We start from the raw sequence: 17,801 nt of genomic DNA on the forward strand, positions 1-17,801 counted from the left end.
TCGGGTTCCTCTCTTGGGGGACTCGAATACGTTAGGCGGGGCGATGCGGTGCGCGACAATCGAGCGTCACAGAGCGTCACAGCCGTCAGTCGTAGTCCTCGATGCCCTGCAGCCTCACCTGTTCGAGGTCGAGTCTGGCCGAGATGCGACGGAACACGAGGTCGTCGACCGTGCGATCTCTGCGCAGCCCGAGCAGCACCTCTCGCTTGCGGTCGAGGAGGGCGAGCTTGAGGCGCGTGTGCTCTTCGTGGCGCAGCAGCGGCGACCGCTGCATGACGTCGACGTCGACCGAGGTGGCGAGCATCTGCAGCGTCCGGATCTCGCCGTCGGTGCCGTCTTGGTCTTCGACGAGCGTCGGTTCAGGCATCTGCACCGCCGTCTGCACGGCATCCGCTCCGTCGTCTGCACCTGCCTCGCGCATCGAGCTGCCGCTTCCGAGCGGATCGGGCTCGTCGAGCATCACGTCGAGTGCCTGCGCCTCGGCATCGACGATGGCCTGCTCGCGGGCCAGGGCGCGTGCGTTCGAGAACTCGAGCATCTGATAGCCCTCGGCGCGCACCCTGTCTCGGATCTCCTGTCCGACTCCGTGCTCGACGGCGAGGTCGTCGAGTGCAGCGAGTGCCGCACCCGAGATCGTGCGCTCGGCCAGCTCGTACTCCTCGTCTTCGGCGTGGTCGACGGGGAAACGTGCCCAGCGGACGATGGCCGGCAGGAGCGGCCCCTGCACGAGCAGGCTGAGCAGGATCACCCCGGCGGTGACGAAGACGATCTCGTCACGCCCCGCGATCTCGCCCTCGGCAGCGCTGGAGACGGGCACGGACAGCGCGATCGCGAGCGACACCGCACCTCTCATGCCGGCGACGGTCGACACCGCCATCGACCGCGCCCGCGCACCTCGCGACGGACGCGCGGGGTTGCGCCCCTGAAACAGAGCGTTCATCACCTGGAAGAGGTAGCGCACGATCAGCAGCGTCAGCCACACGGCCAGTGTGATCAGCACCAGGCGTCCGATCGCCGCCGCCGAGATCTCATGCGCGACGAACTGCACCTCGAGACCGATGAGGACGAAGAGCGCGCCGTTGAGCAGGAAGACCCCGAAGGGCCAGGCTGCGGCCACCTGGCGGCGGGACGAGGCCGTCGTCACGCGAGGCGACACGTACGCGACGATGAGCCCTGCGACCACGACGGCGAGGACACCGGACGCGTGCGCGACCTCGGCGAGCAGGAACGACGAGAACGGGATCAGCAGAAGCGTGACGTTGATGACGATCGTCGAGGAGGTGCGACGAAGCAGCAGGTATGCGAGCGCGGCGATCACCACACCGGCGGCGATGCCTCCGACGTACGAGATGAGCACCGACATCGTCACCGACAGCGGCGTCACGTTGCCGCCGATGGCCAGCGAGATCGCGATCGCGTAGAGCACCAGGGCGGTGCCGTCGTTCGTCAGGCTCTCCGCCTTGAGCTTCATAAACATGCGCGTGGGCAGCAGGCGTCCGAGGGCGGCGACCGCGGTGGCATCGGGTGGGGCGACGGCTGCGCCGAGAATGAGGGCGGTCTCCCACGGCATCCCGAACAGCAGCCCGATGCCGGCGACGGCGAAGGCAGATGCCACGACGAGCAGCGTGCTCATCGGCAGGATGTAACGGAAGTCGCGGCGGATCGAGCGCAGCGAGGTGGTCAGACTCTCCCAGAACAGCATCACCGGGAGGAACAGCAGCAGCACGGTCTCGGGTGGCAGCTGGATCTCACGCAACTGCGGCACGAAGCCCAGCAGCAGGCCCAGGATGACGAGCACGAGCGGCAGTGCGAGCCGCACGCGTGGCGCCAGCAGCGTGCCCACGAGGATCGTGAGTCCGATCAGGACGGTGACCTCGAGTCCTTCCATCCGAACCTCCCGGGTACCGCAGGATCAAGCTGTGCGATCCCGGATGGCATCGAACCCCGCCCAGAGCACAGCGCATCGCACTGCCACCGTATTCCCGCTACGGCCGAATGGCGAGACCTCGCGTCAGTCGAGCTCTTCGGTCAGCTCGAACCAGCGGAGTTCGAGCTGTTCGATCTCAGCCTGCTGGTCGCTGATCGCCTTCATCTTGTCGCCGAGGCCCGCGAAGTCCGACTGATCATGCTCGGCCAGGGCCGTCTTCGCCCTGTCGACCTGCTGCGTGAGCTTCTGGATGCGGCGCTCGAGCGACGAGACCTCCTTCTGCGCCGAGCGCAGGGCGGCGCCGTCGAGGCTGGAGGCCTTCTTCTCGGTGTTGACGGCCGTCTGCGACTTGCCGGGCGCCGAGGTCTGCAGCTGACGCAGCCGGAGATACTCGTCGACCCCTCCGGGGAGATGCCGCAGGTGTCCGTCGAGGATCGCGAACTGCTGGTCGGTCACGCGCTCGAGGAAGTACCGGTCGTGGCTGACCACGAGCAGGGTTCCCGACCACGAGTCGAGGAGATCCTCGATGGCCGCCAGCATGTCGGTGTCGAGATCGTTGGTCGGCTCGTCGAGGATCAGCACGTTGGGCTGGTCGAGGAGCACGAGCAACAGCTGCAGTCGACGCTGCTGGCCGCCGGAGAGATCTTTCACCGGGGTGGAGAGCTGGGCCGAGTCGAAACCGAGCCGCTCGAGCAGCTGACCCGGCGTGAGCTCCTGGGCCTTCGAGCCCGAGCCCATCGTGTACGAGGTGCGCAACCGCGAGATCACGACACGCACCGGCTCGCGCCGCACGTCTTCGAGTTCGTCGAGGCGCTGGGTGAGCGTCTTCACCTTCACCGTCGTGCCGCGCTTCACGCGGCCGGTGGTGGGCTCGACGGTTCCAGAAATGAGTCCGAGCAGGGTCGACTTGCCGGCGCCGTTCACACCGAGGATGCCGGTGCGCTCCCCCGGCGCGATGCGCCACTCGACGTCGCGCAGCACTTCTCGCGTGGTCCCGTCTTCCTTCGGGTAGGAGACGCTCACGTCGAGCAGGTCGACGACGTCCTTACCCAGACGCGATACCGCGAGAGACTGCAACGAGATCTTGTCGCGGATCTCGGGCACGTCGGCGATGAGCTCATTGGCGGCGTCGATGCGGAACTTCGGCTTCGCTGTGCGAGCGGGCGCGCCTCGGCGCAGCCAGGCGAGCTCCTTCTTGGCGAGGTTCTGACGCTTGGCCTCGGTGGCCGCCGACATGCGATCGCGTTCGACGCGCTGCAGGATGTATGCCGCGTAGCCGCCCTCGAAGGGTTCCACGATGCGGTCGTGCACCTCCCAGGTCTCGGTCGAGATCTCGTCGAGGAACCACCGGTCGTGGGTGACGACCATGAGCGCTCCGGAGTTCGGACTCCACCGCTTCTTGAGGTGCCCGGCCAGCCAGGTGATGGCTTCGACGTCGAGATGGTTGGTGGGCTCATCGAGCGCGATGACATCCCAGTCACCCGTCAGCAGCTTGGCGAGCGAGACACGCCGGCGCTGGCCACCGCTGAGGGAGCCGATCTGGGCATCCCACGGCAGATCCTTCAGCAGCCCCTCGATCACGTCGCGGATGCGGGGGTCGCCAGCCCACTCGTACTCAGGCGTGTCGCCGACGACCGCTGCGCTGATGGTCAGGTCGTCGCTGAGGGTGTCGGCCTGATCGAGAACGCCGATGGTCGTGCCGCCGCGCACCGTGACGCGGCCCGAGCTCGGCTCCTTGAGGCCTGCGAGCATGCCCAGGAGGCTGGACTTGCCGTCGCCGTTGCGGCCGACGATGCCGATGCGGTCACCTTCTTCGATGCCGAGGGTCACGGAGTCGAAGACGACCCTCGTCGGATATTCGAGATGAAGGGCTTCTGCCCCGAGAAGATGTGCCATATCACTCCCCAGGGTAGTCGGGCACGCTGGGTGGGTCGGTCAGCTGAGCGCTGCGGTGACAGCAGGAATGTGGCGTGCCTCCATCTCGGCATCCCAGACTCCCAGGAGGTGGAAGGTCGCGATGCGGAAGACGAGTGCCCGGATGACGTACTGACGGCCGTCTGCTCTCTCGTCTGCGAGCCGGAGCATCTCCGACGGTGCGAGACCATGCCAGCACGCGGCGTCGGCCAACACGACCGCGTCGGCGAAGCCGACCGGACGCCAGTACGGCGCCCAGTCGATGATCGTCGGCGGCTGACCCTGTTCGAACATCACGTTGCCGAGGAGATCGCCGTGGATGATCTGGGCCGGCGCGTCCACCGCTCGGAAGGCGGTGGCGAGTCGCTCGAGCGTGCCGCCCGGCGGGAGATCCTCTTCTTCCCAGGCGATCCTGTCTGACCGCGCCCATGGGTCGACTGCGGCGTCGAGGAAGTCGGGTCGGTCGAGGTCCGCGACCGTACGATGGAATGCCGCGCCGGCGGCGAGCACGTCGGTCACACGGGTCTCATCGGTCTGGCCGGGCAGCCAGTGCCAGGCCTCCCAGCCGTCGATCGTCCACCCTCCGGACGCCGATGGGATCGGGCGCGGCGTGCGGAATGCCGAGGTGTGCGGCAGATGCGCGAGGATGTTCGCCTTCCACAGCGTCTCCCCGTCTCCGGACGAGGGGCGCAGGACGATGTCGGCCGCACGCCAGGTCAGGCCGCGTCCGCCGGGGAGGTTCAGGGGTTCCTCGCGGTGCGTGGCGAGGACTCCGAACTCCGCGAGCACCGCATCCGAGGGTCTCGCCGCGGCCATCATGATCCGAGGCTACGACAGGGCGTGCGGCCCCGCTTGGTCGAAGAGCTCGGGGAGAGCGGCAGCGAACTCGTCGAAATGGCTGTACCAGATGGTGTGCGCGGCCCCGGGGATGCTGCGGACATCGGCACCGTTCGCCGCGAATCTGCGGGCGTCCTCGTCGCTGACCCACGCGCTCGGCTCGGCACGCACGATGATCGAACCGGCGGCGGGAAGCCAGGAGTGATCCGTATCGCAGGAGATAGATGCTGTCGTCGCCGGGTCGAAGAGTGCGGCGGCGCGGGCTTCCACCTCGGCGTCCTGCAGAGAGTAGAAAGGTCGGGATGCGAGCAGATGCTTCGGAGTCAAGCGCGCTCTGCGGTCGCGCGCGTACTGCGCTATGAGTCCCGCTCGGTCGCGGCCTCCGGTCAGGGAGAGCGCCGCGTCGACGTACACGCACAGGTCGGGTTGCAGCATCTCGGCGGCCGCGGCGAGGACTGTCGCCCCGTAGGAATGGCCGATGGCTGCGAATGGGCGCCCGGGCCCGAGATCCCTAACCGTCTCGACCACGGAGGCCGCCGCCCGCTCGATCGTGAGCTGCGGATCGCGTTCCGAACGGCCGTGACCGGGGAGGTCGAGGGCGATCACGCGGTGGCCGTTTGCTGTGAGCGACGGGATCAGACGCCACCAGCTCTCGGATGACCCCATCATTCCGTGGAGCAGGAGCACGGTGCTCGGGCCCGTCCCGGTATCGGTCGCGTGGAGGAGCATTCTGCCAGTGTCGCACGCTTTCGTTATCTTTCCGTGACCATATCCGGATCGGAATGTTTCGTATCTATCTTCGAATGTCGGTGGTTGCTGATCTACTTGAGGACATGACAGCACTGCTCGACGCGACCGACGCACAGATGGCGGATCTCGCCGATCTCGTCGCCGCGCTAGAGGTCGCGGAGGCGACGCTCAGCAGCATGAGCGCCGCGCGTGACGGGTTGCTGGCGATCGCCGGGCGGCTGGCGATCGACATCGCCAAGCAGGGCGATCACCCTGATCGAGGCGACCACTCGATCAGGACGATCGCGGCCGAGATCGCTGCAGTGCAGCACGTCAGCGACCGCACGATCGAGCGGCGGATGGCGGCCGCTGAGCTGCTGGTCGATCGGTTCCCGGCCGTATGGGCGGCACAGGGGGCGGGGCGGATCAGCCCGGCGCATTCCCGGGTGATCGTCGACGCGGGGTCACGCATCGAGTCGCCCAGCGATCGCGAGAAGTACTCCGCGATCATCCTCCCGATCGCCGAGGTGGAGTCGCCCAACCGTCTGCGCGCGTCGGCGCGGCGAGTGGCCGAGCGGTTCGCTCCGACGACCGTATCGGAGCGACACCGGCGAGCCAGGTCTCAGAGACGCGTATGGGTGACGGATGGCGAAGACGGGATGGCTGCGCTGCACACGCACGCGCCCGCGGCGCTCGTCCACGGCATGTTCGACCGAATCTCGCAGATGGCGCACGCGCTGCGCAACGAGACCCTGCGCGCGAAGCGACAGGCAGCTCACGACGGCAGCGAGTTCGAGCCGGATGATCGAACGGTCGATGAGATCCGTGCCGATCTGCTCGCGGATCTCGTGCTCAGCGGTCAGCCGACAGGTCACGACAGCGAAGACGGACTGCTCGGCGCCATCAGTGCGCGTATCGAGATCACGGTGCCGGTGACGACGCTGATGGACAGCGATGCGGACGCGGCGTCTGACGCCGATGCGACGCCGCCCGCCGAGCTCGACGGGCGGTCACCGATCGATGTCGACACCGCACGCACGATCGCCGGTCAGACGAAGGGGTGGGACCGGGTGCTGACGCATCCGATCAGCGGTCGAGTGCTCGCGGTCGACCGCTATCGACCGAATCGCCATCTGCGCAGGCACCTGCGAGCGCGTGACCAACGATGTCGCTTCCCCACCTGCGGGATCGCCGCTCGAAAATGTGATCTCGACCACAATCATGCGGCCTCGACAGGTGGCGCCACCTGCGACACAAACCTTGCATCCTTCTGTCGTCGACATCACGTCCTGAAACACCACTCCCCCTGGCACGTCGAGCAGAAACCCGGCGGGGTCATGGCGTGGACGAGCCCGACAGGCCGAACCTACGTCGACACCCCTCCTGCACCGAACACAGTGACCTTCACCGTGGCAGAGGATGCTGCACGCGCGCCGTTCTGAGGAAGGCGATCATGCTGGTTCGGACCTGTGGACAACTGCGACGCGGTTGAGCAAGTTTTCATTACGGTGGCGCGGTGACCTCTTCTCGTTCGCGACCCTCGCCAACTCCCAGACCGATGACGACGCGCGGAAGAAGAACGGTTGTCGTGATCGTGGCTATCGCGCTCGGCCAGCTGCTCGGCTGCGCACCGGCGGCGGCGCCGGTTCCCACTCCGACGCCCGCCTTCGCCAGCGAAGAGGAGGCGTTTGCGGCGGCGGAAGAGGTGTATCGGGCTTACAACGATGCAGTGAACGCACGGTCGAACGGGACGGAGGGCGCCGATCCGCAACGGTACCTGACCGGTCTAGCACTTGAGGGCGATATAGACACTCAGAACCTTCTGTCATCAAGCGAGCTGCACGTCTCCGGCGTAGCGGTAGTCGAGGCATTCTTTGGAGAATCAGCGGACATCGACGGCGACTTCCCTACGATGACCGGCATCGTTTGCATGGACGTCTCGAATGTCTCGCTGATCAACAAGTCGGGAGCGGATGTGACGCCGCTCGAGAGGGGGCAAAAGGTCGAGCAGCGGGTTGTCTTCGTCGGGGCGGGAGACGCATTACGCATCTCCAACGAATCCATGGTTGATGGCTCAACATGTTGACCAAGGTGACGGCCGTTTGCATCGGACTTCTTCTTGTACTTGGCCCGGTCACAACGGACGCAGCACGCATGAGTACCTGTACGACAGCTGCGTCTCGCGTCGGCCTCTGCGGGTCAACGGACGGCTCGTCGCTCACCATCACGGGCACGCAACAGCAGCAGGGCACCAACCCGAACACTGACGCACGCCGCAGCAACGGAGGCCCCGGCGGCCCATCCGGCTCCAGCGCACCGTCGGGACCGAGCCAGGAGGCGATCGATCTCGCGGCGTGCATGGACGACTCGGGCACCACGCGATGCGCACCCCGTCAGAACCGGACCGCTTCCCCACCGCCGTCCCCGTCCATCCCGCCGGCGACCGGCATCCCGACGATCGTCATCTCCGACCTCGCGCGGTTCGCGCCGGCATCCGTCCTCGCCACCGCCGAACCCGGAAACGTCGGGATCGCCGGCATGCCGACCAACTTCACCGCTGCTGCGACGCCGCAGATCGAAGACGGGGAGCTGTTCGGCGTGCCACTGCGCGTGCGGTTCGTCCCCGCCGGGTACGACTACACCTACGGCGACGGCAGCTCGGCCACACTGACGACACCGGGACAGACCTGGGAGGCTCTCGGCCAGGCGCAGTTCACGCCGACCCCGACCAGCCACGTCTACCGCGAACCCGGCGTGTACTCGGCCCGAGTGGACATCCGATACACCGCGCAGGTGGACCTCGGCGGGGACTGGATCGAGGTTCCCGGACAGCTCACGACGCCCGGTGCCACCCAGGAGATCCGCATCCTCGAAGCCCGCACCGCGCTCGTCGCCCACACCTGTCACGAGAATCCCGCCGGCATCGGCTGCTGAAGAAAGCACCACAGCAGCGCGCCGACAAGAAAGAGCCCCCGAGCCCGAAGGTCCACTCTGCTCCTCGAGAGGCAGCGGCCGACCGATCCCCTCCGGCTTAAACTAGACAGGTGCCATGGAGTCGCCGGTTGTTCTCGCTCTCACTAGCCAACCGCAAGGCAAAGCTGGTGCAGTCGAGAAGGCGACCCGGTCGCTTCGAGCTCAGCGTGGATGGAATTGCGCAGTCCGTCGTCTCGATCACCGAGCCCACCGACCTCGAGTACAGCTACACCCAACACATCGCCCGCGCAATGGATGCCGCCGCCGAGCCCCATGCGCCGCTGTTCACCGTGCATCTGGGGGCCGGAGCACTCACGCTGGCACGCTACGTCCAGGCGACGCGCGCCGGATCACCTCAGCTGGTGGTGGAGTTCGAACCCGCGCTCTACGCCGCCGTCATCGACGCGCTGCCATTGCCTCCCGGGTCTGACATACGAGTCATCTTCGGTGACGCTCGGACGGTCGCGGACGCCGCTCTTCCGAATGAGAAGACATCGCCGGTGCAGTCATCTCCGTCCCCCGGACTTGACGACGCAGCGAGGTATCGCACCGCAATCGACACCGATTGGGTGGAGGCGTGCTTCACCGTCGTCGATCTCTGGGATGCCGCCGTCATCCGGCATCGTGTGGCCAGCCAGGAGTTCTATCGCCGGGTCGCCGCGCGCTCCGCAGCAGCAGGCGTGGTCGCCGTGAACCTGCTCGACGGGCATCCGTTCGAATACTCACGACGACAGGCCGCGACCCTGAGCACCGTGTTCGATCACATCGCTGTCGTGCTCGACGCAGAGCCGGAAGATGCGGAAGGGCCACTCGGCAACGTCGTCATTTTCGCGAGCGATGAGCCGCTGGACAAGGTGACCGCCTCCGTTGTGCTCGACACACCGCGACCTCATCTCCTCCGCGACGGCCCTCTGACGTCGTGGATCGCTGAAGCGCGCATCATGACAGATGCCGACGGCACAGACTCTCCCGATCCCGACGACCCCCTCTGGGGCTAGCGCACCGTGTGAAAAATCGACCGAGATGACAAAGGGCCGCCCGGGTCGTATGACCCGGGCGGCCCCTCGTCTGCCCTCGGCGAGGACTCGACGCTTACTGGTACGACTGCACGATCTCGAGGAGGCTCGGCACGTTGGCGTACGCCTCAGCGGCGTTCTCCTTCGTGACGATGATCGGGTCGAGCAGGTAGGCCGGAACGACCTTCACGCCGTTGTCGTACGACTCTTCGTCGTTGACATCGACGGTCTCGCCCGCCTGCAGCTGGCCGACCATCTTGATCGACTGCTCGACGAGCAGCGCGGTGTCCTTGTTGATCGTGGAGTACTGGATGCCCTCCATGATCGACTTCACCGACTCGACCTCGGAGTCCTGACCCGTGACGACCGGAACCGGCTTGCCGGCCTGCTGCACCGACGTGATGATGGCGCGAGCAAGGGTGTCGTTCGGCGACAGCACACCGTCGACCACGGTGTCACCGCTGTACGACGAGGTCAGCAGCGTGTCCATACGGTTCTGCGCGTTCTCCGGAAGCCATCCCTCGGTCGCGGTCTGCGCGATCTCGGTCTGACCCGACACGACGACGAGGTTGCCGTTGTCGATCTCGGGCTGGAGCACGTCCATGGCGCCGTCGAAGAAGACCTTCGAGTTGGCGTCATCCGGCGAGCCCGAGAAGAGCTCGACGTTGTACGGAGCCTCGTGGCCCGCACGCTCGGCGAGTCCATCGAGGAGAGCCTGGCCCTGCAGCTGGCCGACCTTGAAGTTGTCGAACGCGACGTAGTAGTCGACTGCCTCGGTGTTCTCGATCAGACGGTCGTACGCGATCACGTAGGCGCCTGCATCCTGGGCGGCCTGCACCTGGGTGGCGAGCTGCTTGCCATCCTTCGCACCGATGATGATGACCTTGGCACCGTTGGTGACCATGGCCTGGATCTGGTTCTGCTGCTCGGCGACCGTGTTGCTCGCCGGGGCGTACTGCACGTCGGCCTTGAAGCCGGCCTCTTCGAGGCCGTCCGTGAAGAGCTGGCCCGCGAGGACCCAGTTCTCACTGGTCTTGTCGGGAAGCGCGACACCGATCGGGGAGCCTGCTTCGAAGCCTGCTTCGGCCTCTTCGCCGGATCCCGTGTCGGTTCCGCCGCCGCGCTCACCGGAGCAACCCGTGAGTGCGAAGGCAGCCGTCGCGACGAGCGCTGTCGCTGTGACGATGATCTTCTTCATGTGATCTCTTTCTGTGTGATGTGACGGATTCTGCGCGCGAGCACTGCGCGGAGATTCCGCTTACTCGGCCCTTGTCTTGTCGACGGGAGGGGCTTGGTAAGTCCTGTTGGGTTCGAACGTCTCGGTGGCCGGATCCACCTGACGGTTCGAGCGACGCATCATGAAACCGATGAGCGACGGGCGGCCCTGCTGCTTGTTCCAGACGTCGATGCCGACCGCGAGCAGGAGCACGAGGCCCTTGATCATCGAGACGACGTCAGCGCCCTGGCCCAGCAGAGCGAGACCGTTGTTGAGGAACGCCATGACCAGACCACCGATGATCGACCCGATCACGGTTCCGATGCCACCGGCGACTGCGGCGCCACCGATGAAGACGGAAGCGATGGCGTCGAGCTCCCAGCCCGTGCCGTCGTTCGGTCCGGAGGCCTGCGAACGGGCGACGAAGATCATGCCGGCGAGAGCGGCCATCATCGACATGTTCATCATGACGAAGAAGTCGACCCAGCGGTCCTTGACACCCGAGAGGCGCGCAGCCTGGCGGTTGCCACCCACGGCGTAGATGTGACGGCCGAACACGGTGTTCCGCGTGATGAACGAGTAGATGATGACCAGAGCGAGCAGGATCAGACCCGGAACCGGGAAGCTGGTGCCGGGGCGACCGGTCGCGAACATCCACGCAGCGGCGAGGACGACGACCGAGAGGAGCACGACCTTGACCACGCTGACCCACAGGGGTGCACTGTCCGACCCCATCTTGTGCTGCTGGCGACGGGTGCGGATCTCCCAGAAGACCAGCCATGCCACGGCGACCAGGGCGAGGAGCATCGTCGGAACGTTGAAGTTGAGCGGAAGCCCGACCTCGGGCAGATAGCCGGTGCCGATCACCTGGAAGCCCTTGGGCACCGGAATCGTCTGAGCGTCGCCGATCCACTGCTGCGCGCCGCGGAAGAAGAGCATGCCGGCGAGCGTCACGATGAACGCGGGCACCCCGACATACGCCACCCAGAATCCCTGCCAGGCACCCACCAGGGCACCCACACCGAGACCCAGGAGGATCGCCGCCGGCCAAGGGAGGTTCCAGTCGGCCATCGACTTCGCGACGATGATGCCGGTGAAGGCCGCCACCGAACCGACCGACAGGTCGATGTGCCCCATGATGATGACCATCACCATGCCGATCGCGAGGATCAGGATGAACGAGTACTGGTTGATGACGTTGATCAGGTTGCCCGACGTCAGCGTCGCACCGTTCGGTCCGTTGCGCAGCAGCGTCAGGATCTCGAAGAGCGCGATGATGACGATGAGGCTGCCGAGGATGCCGAACTGGCGCAGCGACGAGGTGCCGTTGCCCCCGAACATCTTGCGGATGTCGCCGAAGTGGAAGCCACGCTTCGTTGTCGTGAGGTCGGTGGTCATGCTGATGCTTTCTGAGTCGCGGAGGTCATGCTGCGCATGAGTGCCTCGGGTGTCGCCTGGTCGGCCGGGATGCAGTCGGTGACCCGACCTTCGAAGACTGTGTAGATGCGGTCGGAGATTCCGAGCAGCTCGGGCAGCTCGCTGGAGATGACGATGACGCCCTTGCCCTGCGAGGCGAGCTCGTTGATGATCGCGTAGATCTCGTACTTCGCCCCCACGTCGATGCCGCGGGTGGGCTCGTCGAGGATCAGCAGGTCGGGGTCGGTGAACATCCACCGCGCCAGCACGACCTTCTGCTGGTTTCCTCCCGAGAGCTTGCCGACGCCCTCTTCGACGCTCGGCGTCTTGATGCGCAGCGCCTTGCGGTAGCGCTCGGCGACCGAGTACTCCTCGCGCTCGTCGACGACGCCGCGCTTCGAGATCTTCGACAGCTTGGCCGCCACCACCGACCGCTTGATGGTGTCGAGCAGGTTGAGACCCAGCACCTTGCGGTCCTCGCTGACGTAGGCGAGTCCGTGCTTGATGGCGGAGGAGACATCCGGGATGGAGATCTCGCGGCCGTCCTTGACGATCTGTCCGCCCTGGAAGTTGCCGTACGAGCGTCCGAAGATGCTCATCATGAACTCGGTGCGACCGGCGCCCATGAGGCCGGCGATGCCGACGACCTCACCGCGGCGGACGTTGAGGTTCGACCCCTTGACGACCATGCGCTCGGAGACCGTCGGGTGCTGCACCCACCAGTCCTTGACCTCGAAGAAGACCTCGCCGATCTCGGGGGTGCGGTCGGGGTAGCGGCTCTCGAGCGAGCGGCCGACCATTCCGCGGATGATCCGGTCCTCGTTGATCTCACCGCGTGAGATGTCGAGCGTCTCGACCGTGCGGCCGTCGCGGATGATCGTGATCTCGTCGGCGATCTGCTCGATCTCGTTGAGCTTGTGGCTGATGATGATCGACGCGATGCCCTTGGCCTTGAGGCCGAGGATCAGATCGAGCAGGTGCTGCGAGTCGTTCTCGTTGAGGGCGGCGGTGGGCTCATCGAGGATGAGGAGCTTGACGTCCTTGTTGAGGGCCTTGGCGATCTCGATCAGCTGCTGCTTGCCGACACCGAGCGTCTTGATCGCCACATCGGGGTCTTCCTTCAGACCCACCCTGGCGAGCAGCTCGACCGTGCGCTGGCGCTGTGCGCGCCAGTCGATCGTGCCGAAGCGGCTGGTCTCGTTGCCGAGGAAGATGTTCTCGGTGATCGAGAGCTCGGGGATCAGCGCGAGTTCCTGGTGGATGATCGCGATTCCGGCCGCCTCGCTCGCGGCGATGTCGCGATAGCGCTGCTCCTCGCCGTAGAGCAGGATGTCCCCCTCGTACGTGCCGTAGGGATACACGCCGGAGAGGACCTTCATCAGGGTCGACTTTCCTGCGCCGTTCTCCCCGCAGATCGCATGGATCTCTCCGGTGCGGACGGTGATGGACACGTCGGACAGCGCCTTGACACCCGGGAACTCCTTGGTGATGCTGCGCATCTCCAGGATGGGGCCTGACACGACCGGCAACGTTGCTGTGGTGCTCACAAGATCTTCCTCGCGACGGGCGGTCACCTTCGATGTGACCGTTCACATTGGATTACATAGTCTACGCTCGCCGAGACGCTGTCAAGACCACGAGCGAAATTGTGGCTCTATCGAGGTGCCGACGATTCCCTCGTGCGCAGTGTCGTCTGGAGCGGCCCGAACTGAGGTACCTGCTCACCGCGAATCTGCGCGAGCAGGATCCGCACCGCCCGGCGCCCGAGCTCGGGGAAGTCCTGATGCACCGTGCTCAGAGTCGGCGCGACGTGGGCGGCGACGGGGATGTCGTCGAAGCCGACGACGCTCACGTCTTCGGGCACACGGACGCCGGCATCCCGGAACCCGTGCATCAGACCGATCGCCATCTGGTCGTTCGCGACGAACACAGCCGTGAAATCTCGGCGTCGCGACAGCTCCTGCCCCGCGAAGTAGCCGAAGTCCGCCGTCCAGTCGCCTCGGATCGGCGGGAAGGTCGGAAGATCGGCTTCGCGCAGCGCATCAAGGTATCCGCGCATGCGCGACTCGGCCTCGATCCAGTCCTGGGGACCTGCGATGTGAATGATGTCGCTGTGGCCGAGCCCGATCAGATGCTCGGTGGCGGTGCGCGCACCGGCGACCTGGTCGGCCGACAGGGTCACCCCGTCGGAGCCCGATGCGGTCTGCAGCGACACGAAGGGCATCTCGACCGCCATGCCCTTGAGCACATGGAACGCCCGGACCTGCGGGGCCAGGACGACTATGCCGTCGACCTGCTCGCGCGCCAGCTGCCGCAGCGCGTTGCCGATCGCCTCCGGCGTCGTGGCCGAGAGGTTGAGCGTCGACACCGAGTATCCCTCCTCGCGCGCGGCGTCTTCGATGCCGACGATCGAGGACGTGGGACCGAACTCCCCCACGGTCGCCGCGAGGATGCCCAGCATGTTGGACTTGCTGGTCACCAGCGCCCGCGCTGCGAGATTGGGCCGGTAGTCGAGCACCGCGATGGCGTCGAGTACCTTGGCCTTGGTTTCGGGGCGGATGCTCGGATGATCGTTCAGCACCCGGGAGACGGTCTGGTGCGACACTCCTGCGAGTCGGGCGACGTCGCGGATGCTCGGCATCCTGGCACGCTCGGAGGCAGTCGACATCACAGACCTCCTCGTATGTGCACGGTCACATCGTCACTTCATTATGTATGCCAGGCGCGCCGAGCGCACGTCGCCGACGTGAGGGGGCGGGCAGGGACGGGCAGGGGGCGCTCGGCGCAGGTCAGGCGAGGATGCGTGCGCCCGGCACGGGACCGTGCACGTGCAGCGACTCGAGACCGTGCTCGCGCAGCAGCGACTGGACCTCCTGCGCACCCTCGGGGCTCGCGCAGAGGAGGGCGACGGTGGGCCCTGAACCGGACACGATCCCCTGCAGGGCACCGGCATGGATGCCGCGCAGGATCGTCGTCTCGAGTTCCGGCCGCTCATGCAGGGCGGCCTCCTGCAGGTCGTTGTAGATGCTCTCGGAGAGCAGATCCGGGTCCCCGGAGCGCAGCGCCTGCAGCACGGGCGCGGGGACCTCGAGCGAGAGCGGCGGGTCGTCGGCGAGCGCACCCTCGGCATCGCGCAGAGCGTCGAGCCGCGCGTACACGACCGGCGTGGAGAGCCCCTCATCGCTCGGGACGAGCACCCAGTCGAAGCGCCCTCTCGCCAATGCCGGGTTGAGCTGGTCTCCCCGACCGGTGCCCACCGCGGTTCCCCCGTGCAGGGCGAACGGCACGTCGGCGCCGAGGCGTGCCGCGAGCTCGTGCAGGCGCGCGGTCGAGAACCCGGTGCCCCACAGCGCATCGCAGGCCACGAGGGCGGCAGCGGCATCCGCCGATCCGCCTCCCATGCCTCCGGCGACCGGCACGCTCTTGCGGATCTCCAGCGCCACCCCGCCGTCGTACTCGGCTGCGGTCGCGAGCAGCTTGGCCGCCCGCATCGCGAGGTTGCGATCGTCCAGCGGCACCGTGTCGGGATCGTCGACTCCGGACACCGTGATCGAGAAGTCGTCGGCGTGCCGGGCGATCACGTCTTCATAGAGCGACACCGCCTGGAACACGGTCGCCAGCGCGTGGTACCCGTCGTCGTGACGACCGCCCACGCCGAGGTAGACGTTGATCTTGCCTGGCGCGCGCACATGCACGGAATCGACGGGGGCGGCGAAGCTCATCTCGGTGCTCCCGTCACAGCTCCGTGGACGACGCCCACAGGTCGACGTCGATGGCTCCGGCCGCCTCGTCGATGCGGCTGAGCTCATCGGCGGTGAAGGCGGGTCCGTTGACGGCGGCGATGTTCTCGTCGAGCTGCTCGGGGCGCGACGCCCCGACCAGCGCGGAGGCGACCACCGGATTGCGCAGCGTCCACTGGATCGCCATCTGCGCCAGCGACTGCCCGCGCTGCTCGGCGATGGCGTTGAGCGATCGGAGCGTCTGCAGAGCGGCATCCGACAGCGGAGCATCGGGCAGCGACCCGCGCTTCTGCGCTCGCGCCGCGGTGCCGTCACCGAGGTACTTGTCGGTGAGGAGCCCCTGCGCGAGCGGGGTGAAGGCGATCGCGCCGACACCGGACTGCTCGAGCTCGGCGGTGAGTCCGTCTTCGACCCAGCGGTTGAGGATCGAATATGCCGGCTGGTGGATGACGAGCGGGGTGCCGAGCTCGGCGGCGACGGCCACGGCCTCGGCCGTGCGCTCGGCGCTGTACGACGAGATGCCCACATAGAGCGCCTTGCCCTGACGCACGAGCGTGTCGAGCGCGCCGATGGTCTCGGCGACCGGAGTCACCGGGTCTGCACGGTGCGAGTAGAAGATGTCGACGTGGTCGAGGCCCATGCGCGTCAGCGACTGCTCGGCGCTCGCGAGGATGTACTTGCGGCTGCCGAGGTCGCCGTACGGCCCCGGCCACATGTCCCAGCCCGCCTTCGACGAGATGATCAGCTCGTCACGATAGGGCCGGAAGTCCTCGGCGAAGATGCGGCCGAAGTTCTTCTCGGCCGAGCCGTAGGGCGGACCGTAGTTGTTCGCGAGGTCGAAGTGCGTGATGCCGCGGTCGAACGCGTGGCGCAGCAGTGCGCGCTGGTCGTCGAGCGGGATGTTGTCGCCGAAGTTCCACCACAGGCCCAGCGAGATGGGCGGCAGGTAGAGCCCCGAGGTGCCGACCTGGCGGTACTCGAACTGCTGATAGCGGCTCTCATCGGCGGCGTACGGCCGGTGCAGCTCAGGGACGTTCGGACGGAAGCGGGGGGACTCGGTCACCGTGCCAGATTAGCCGGTGATGGCGGCGTCATCGATCTGAGCGACGTGCCGCGCAACACGGTGATAGTCGTCGACCGTGAGATCTTCGCCACGAGCGGTCGGCGCGACCCCTGCCGCGATCAGGATCTCGGATGCCGCGGCCGAGCTGCCGAAGAGGCCCGACAGCGCCTGACGCAGCATCTTGCGCCGCTGGTTGAAGGCGGCATCCACGATCGTGAAGGTGAGTCGGCGTTCGTCCTCCGTGCCGCGCTCGCCCTCCGAACGGTCGAAGCCGACGAGGAGGCTGTCGACGTTGGGAACCGGCCAGAAGACCTGACGCGACACGGTGCCCGAGAGCCTCCACTCGCCGTACCAGGCCGCCTTGACGCTGGGCGAGCCGTAGATCTTCGAGCCGGGCTTGGCGGCGATGCGCTCGGCGACCTCGGCCTGCACCATCACGACGCCGCGCTCGAGGTACGAGAAGTTCTCGAGGAAGTGCAGCAGCACCGGGACGGAGACGTTGTAGGGGAGATTCGCGACCAGCACGGTGGGCTCGCCCGGCAGCTCGGTGATGCGCAGCGCGTCGGCGTCGACCACCGTGAGCATGTCGGCGGGCACACCGTGCTCTTCGGCCGTCTGGGGCAGACGGGCCGCAAGCCGGTGATCGATCTCGACGGCGGTGACGGATGCCCCGGTCTCGAGGATCGCGAGCGTGAGCGAACCGAGCCCTGGTCCCACCTCGACGACGCGCTCCCCCGGCTGCACGCGGGCGGCGTGCACGATCTTGCGCACGGTGTTCGCATCGACGACGAAGTTCTGTCCGAGCTTCTTGGTCGGAGTGACGTCGAGCTCGGCGGCGAGGCGGCGGATCTCGGTGGCGCCGAGCAGGGTGACTGTCATTGCTCCATTGTCCCCCACCTCCACCGGTGTCCGAACCCGCCAGTAGTCTTCTGTGGTGCCCTCCCTCGGTGAACTGATCGCGCCTCGTCGA

Annotated in this window: 15 protein-coding genes; 4 read left to right on the forward strand and 11 right to left on the reverse strand. The window is 66.7% G+C overall.

Features of this window, described 5'->3' with window-relative positions; translation table 11 throughout:
- Window positions 1–85 precede the first annotated feature (85 nt).
- The 4 genes from ACIOU8_RS16330 to ACIOU8_RS16345 all read right to left on the reverse strand — a co-directional run bounded on the left by ACIOU8_RS16330 (window position 86) and on the right by ACIOU8_RS16345 (window position 5,407).
- The gene (locus ACIOU8_RS16330; protein WP_400791694.1) at window positions 86–1,888 is read right to left on the reverse strand and encodes a Na+/H+ antiporter; all 1,803 of its coding nucleotides are present in this window, start codon (window positions 1,886–1,888) and stop codon (window positions 86–88) included.
- 123 nt (window positions 1,889–2,011) lie between these two features.
- Window positions 2,012–3,823, reverse strand: coding sequence for an ABC-F family ATP-binding cassette domain-containing protein (locus tag ACIOU8_RS16335; RefSeq protein ID WP_400791696.1), 1,812 nt, complete (start codon window positions 3,821–3,823; stop codon window positions 2,012–2,014).
- Between the two features lie 39 nt (window positions 3,824–3,862).
- The gene (locus ACIOU8_RS16340; RefSeq protein WP_400791699.1) at window positions 3,863–4,660 is read right to left on the reverse strand and encodes a hypothetical protein; all 798 of its coding nucleotides are present in this window, start codon (window positions 4,658–4,660) and stop codon (window positions 3,863–3,865) included.
- Between the two features lie 9 nt (window positions 4,661–4,669).
- Window positions 4,670–5,407 carry an alpha/beta fold hydrolase gene (locus tag ACIOU8_RS16345; RefSeq protein WP_400791702.1) on the reverse strand — a complete coding sequence of 246 codons (738 nt, stop codon included), beginning with the start codon at window positions 5,405–5,407 and terminating at the stop codon, window positions 4,670–4,672.
- Between the two features lie 104 nt (window positions 5,408–5,511).
- Between ACIOU8_RS16345 and ACIOU8_RS16350 the strand changes: the two genes are divergently transcribed.
- The 4 genes from ACIOU8_RS16350 (at window position 5,512) to ACIOU8_RS16365 (ending at window position 9,378) form a co-directional block, all read left to right on the forward strand.
- Window positions 5,512–6,849, forward strand: a complete 1,338-nt coding sequence (locus ACIOU8_RS16350) for a DUF222 domain-containing protein (RefSeq protein WP_400791704.1) — start codon at window positions 5,512–5,514, stop codon at window positions 6,847–6,849.
- A 116-nt stretch (window positions 6,850–6,965) separates the two neighbouring features.
- Window positions 6,966–7,493 carry a hypothetical protein gene (locus ACIOU8_RS16355; protein WP_400791707.1) on the forward strand — a complete coding sequence of 176 codons (528 nt, stop codon included), beginning with the start codon at window positions 6,966–6,968 and terminating at the stop codon, window positions 7,491–7,493.
- 68 nt (window positions 7,494–7,561) lie between these two features.
- On the forward strand, window positions 7,562–8,341 hold the full coding sequence (locus ACIOU8_RS16360) for a hypothetical protein (RefSeq protein ID WP_400791710.1): 780 nt from the start codon (window positions 7,562–7,564) through the stop codon (window positions 8,339–8,341).
- Window positions 8,342–8,547: 206 nt separating this feature from the next.
- Window positions 8,548–9,378, forward strand: coding sequence for a hypothetical protein (locus ACIOU8_RS16365; RefSeq protein ID WP_400791713.1), 831 nt, complete (start codon window positions 8,548–8,550; stop codon window positions 9,376–9,378).
- 94 nt (window positions 9,379–9,472) lie between these two features.
- On the opposite strand, the gene ACIOU8_RS16370 is transcribed toward ACIOU8_RS16365, so the two are convergent.
- The 7 genes from ACIOU8_RS16370 to rsmA all read right to left on the reverse strand — a co-directional run bounded on the left by ACIOU8_RS16370 (window position 9,473) and on the right by rsmA (window position 17,710).
- A complete protein-coding gene (locus ACIOU8_RS16370; RefSeq protein ID WP_400791716.1) occupies window positions 9,473–10,594 on the reverse strand; it encodes a substrate-binding domain-containing protein in 1,122 nt (373 codons plus the stop codon).
- Between the two features lie 60 nt (window positions 10,595–10,654).
- The gene (gene mmsB, locus ACIOU8_RS16375) at window positions 10,655–12,010 is read right to left on the reverse strand and encodes a multiple monosaccharide ABC transporter permease (protein ID WP_400791719.1); all 1,356 of its coding nucleotides are present in this window, start codon (window positions 12,008–12,010) and stop codon (window positions 10,655–10,657) included.
- Window positions 12,007–13,527, reverse strand: coding sequence for a multiple monosaccharide ABC transporter ATP-binding protein (gene mmsA, locus ACIOU8_RS16380; RefSeq protein WP_400791921.1), 1,521 nt, complete (start codon window positions 13,525–13,527; stop codon window positions 12,007–12,009). Before mmsA ends, mmsB begins: the two co-directional genes overlap by 4 nt.
- Before the next feature lie 155 nt (window positions 13,528–13,682).
- Window positions 13,683–14,696, reverse strand: coding sequence for a LacI family DNA-binding transcriptional regulator (locus ACIOU8_RS16385; RefSeq protein ID WP_400791721.1), 1,014 nt, complete (start codon window positions 14,694–14,696; stop codon window positions 13,683–13,685).
- A gap of 121 nt (window positions 14,697–14,817) precedes the next feature.
- Window positions 14,818–15,750 carry a 4-(cytidine 5'-diphospho)-2-C-methyl-D-erythritol kinase gene (locus ACIOU8_RS16390; protein ID WP_400791723.1) on the reverse strand — a complete coding sequence of 311 codons (933 nt, stop codon included), beginning with the start codon at window positions 15,748–15,750 and terminating at the stop codon, window positions 14,818–14,820.
- A 13-nt stretch (window positions 15,751–15,763) separates the two neighbouring features.
- Window positions 15,764–16,831 carry an L-glyceraldehyde 3-phosphate reductase gene (gene mgrA / locus ACIOU8_RS16395; RefSeq protein WP_400791725.1) on the reverse strand — a complete coding sequence of 356 codons (1,068 nt, stop codon included), beginning with the start codon at window positions 16,829–16,831 and terminating at the stop codon, window positions 15,764–15,766.
- Window positions 16,832–16,840: 9 nt separating this feature from the next.
- Window positions 16,841–17,710, reverse strand: a complete 870-nt coding sequence (gene rsmA, locus ACIOU8_RS16400; protein ID WP_400791727.1) for a 16S rRNA (adenine(1518)-N(6)/adenine(1519)-N(6))-dimethyltransferase RsmA — start codon at window positions 17,708–17,710, stop codon at window positions 16,841–16,843.
- Between the last annotated feature and the right edge of the window lie 91 nt (window positions 17,711–17,801).

The organism is Microbacterium sp. NPDC087589 (assembly GCF_044743635.1).
Classification (GTDB): domain Bacteria; phylum Actinomycetota; class Actinomycetes; order Actinomycetales; family Microbacteriaceae; genus Microbacterium.

What these genes read in the sequence shown, in the direction of transcription:
- ACIOU8_RS16330 (WP_400791694.1), bottom strand. Translation starts at nt 1,888, where the DNA reads ATGGAAGGACTCGAGGTCACCGTCCTGATCGGACTCACGATCCTCGTG.
- ACIOU8_RS16335 (WP_400791696.1), bottom strand. Translation starts at nt 3,823, where the DNA reads ATGGCACATCTTCTCGGGGCAGAAGCCCTTCATCTCGAATATCCGACG.
- ACIOU8_RS16340 (WP_400791699.1), bottom strand. Translation starts at nt 4,660, where the DNA reads ATGATGGCCGCGGCGAGACCCTCGGATGCGGTGCTCGCGGAGTTCGGA.
- ACIOU8_RS16345 (WP_400791702.1), bottom strand. Translation starts at nt 5,407, where the DNA reads ATGCTCCTCCACGCGACCGATACCGGGACGGGCCCGAGCACCGTGCTC.
- ACIOU8_RS16350 (WP_400791704.1), top strand. Translation starts at nt 5,512, where the DNA reads ATGACAGCACTGCTCGACGCGACCGACGCACAGATGGCGGATCTCGCC.
- ACIOU8_RS16355 (WP_400791707.1), top strand. Translation starts at nt 6,966, where the DNA reads ATGACGACGCGCGGAAGAAGAACGGTTGTCGTGATCGTGGCTATCGCG.
- ACIOU8_RS16360 (WP_400791710.1), top strand. Translation starts at nt 7,562, where the DNA reads ATGAGTACCTGTACGACAGCTGCGTCTCGCGTCGGCCTCTGCGGGTCA.
- ACIOU8_RS16370 (WP_400791716.1), bottom strand. Translation starts at nt 10,594, where the DNA reads ATGAAGAAGATCATCGTCACAGCGACAGCGCTCGTCGCGACGGCTGCC.
- mmsB (WP_400791719.1), bottom strand. Translation starts at nt 12,010, where the DNA reads ATGACCACCGACCTCACGACAACGAAGCGTGGCTTCCACTTCGGCGAC.
- mmsA (WP_400791921.1), bottom strand. Translation starts at nt 13,527, where the DNA reads ATGCGCAGCATCACCAAGGAGTTCCCGGGTGTCAAGGCGCTGTCCGAC.
- ACIOU8_RS16385 (WP_400791721.1), bottom strand. Translation starts at nt 14,696, where the DNA reads ATGTCGACTGCCTCCGAGCGTGCCAGGATGCCGAGCATCCGCGACGTC.
- ACIOU8_RS16390 (WP_400791723.1), bottom strand. Translation starts at nt 15,750, where the DNA reads ATGAGCTTCGCCGCCCCCGTCGATTCCGTGCATGTGCGCGCGCCAGGC.
- rsmA (WP_400791727.1), bottom strand. Translation starts at nt 17,710, where the DNA reads ATGACAGTCACCCTGCTCGGCGCCACCGAGATCCGCCGCCTCGCCGCC.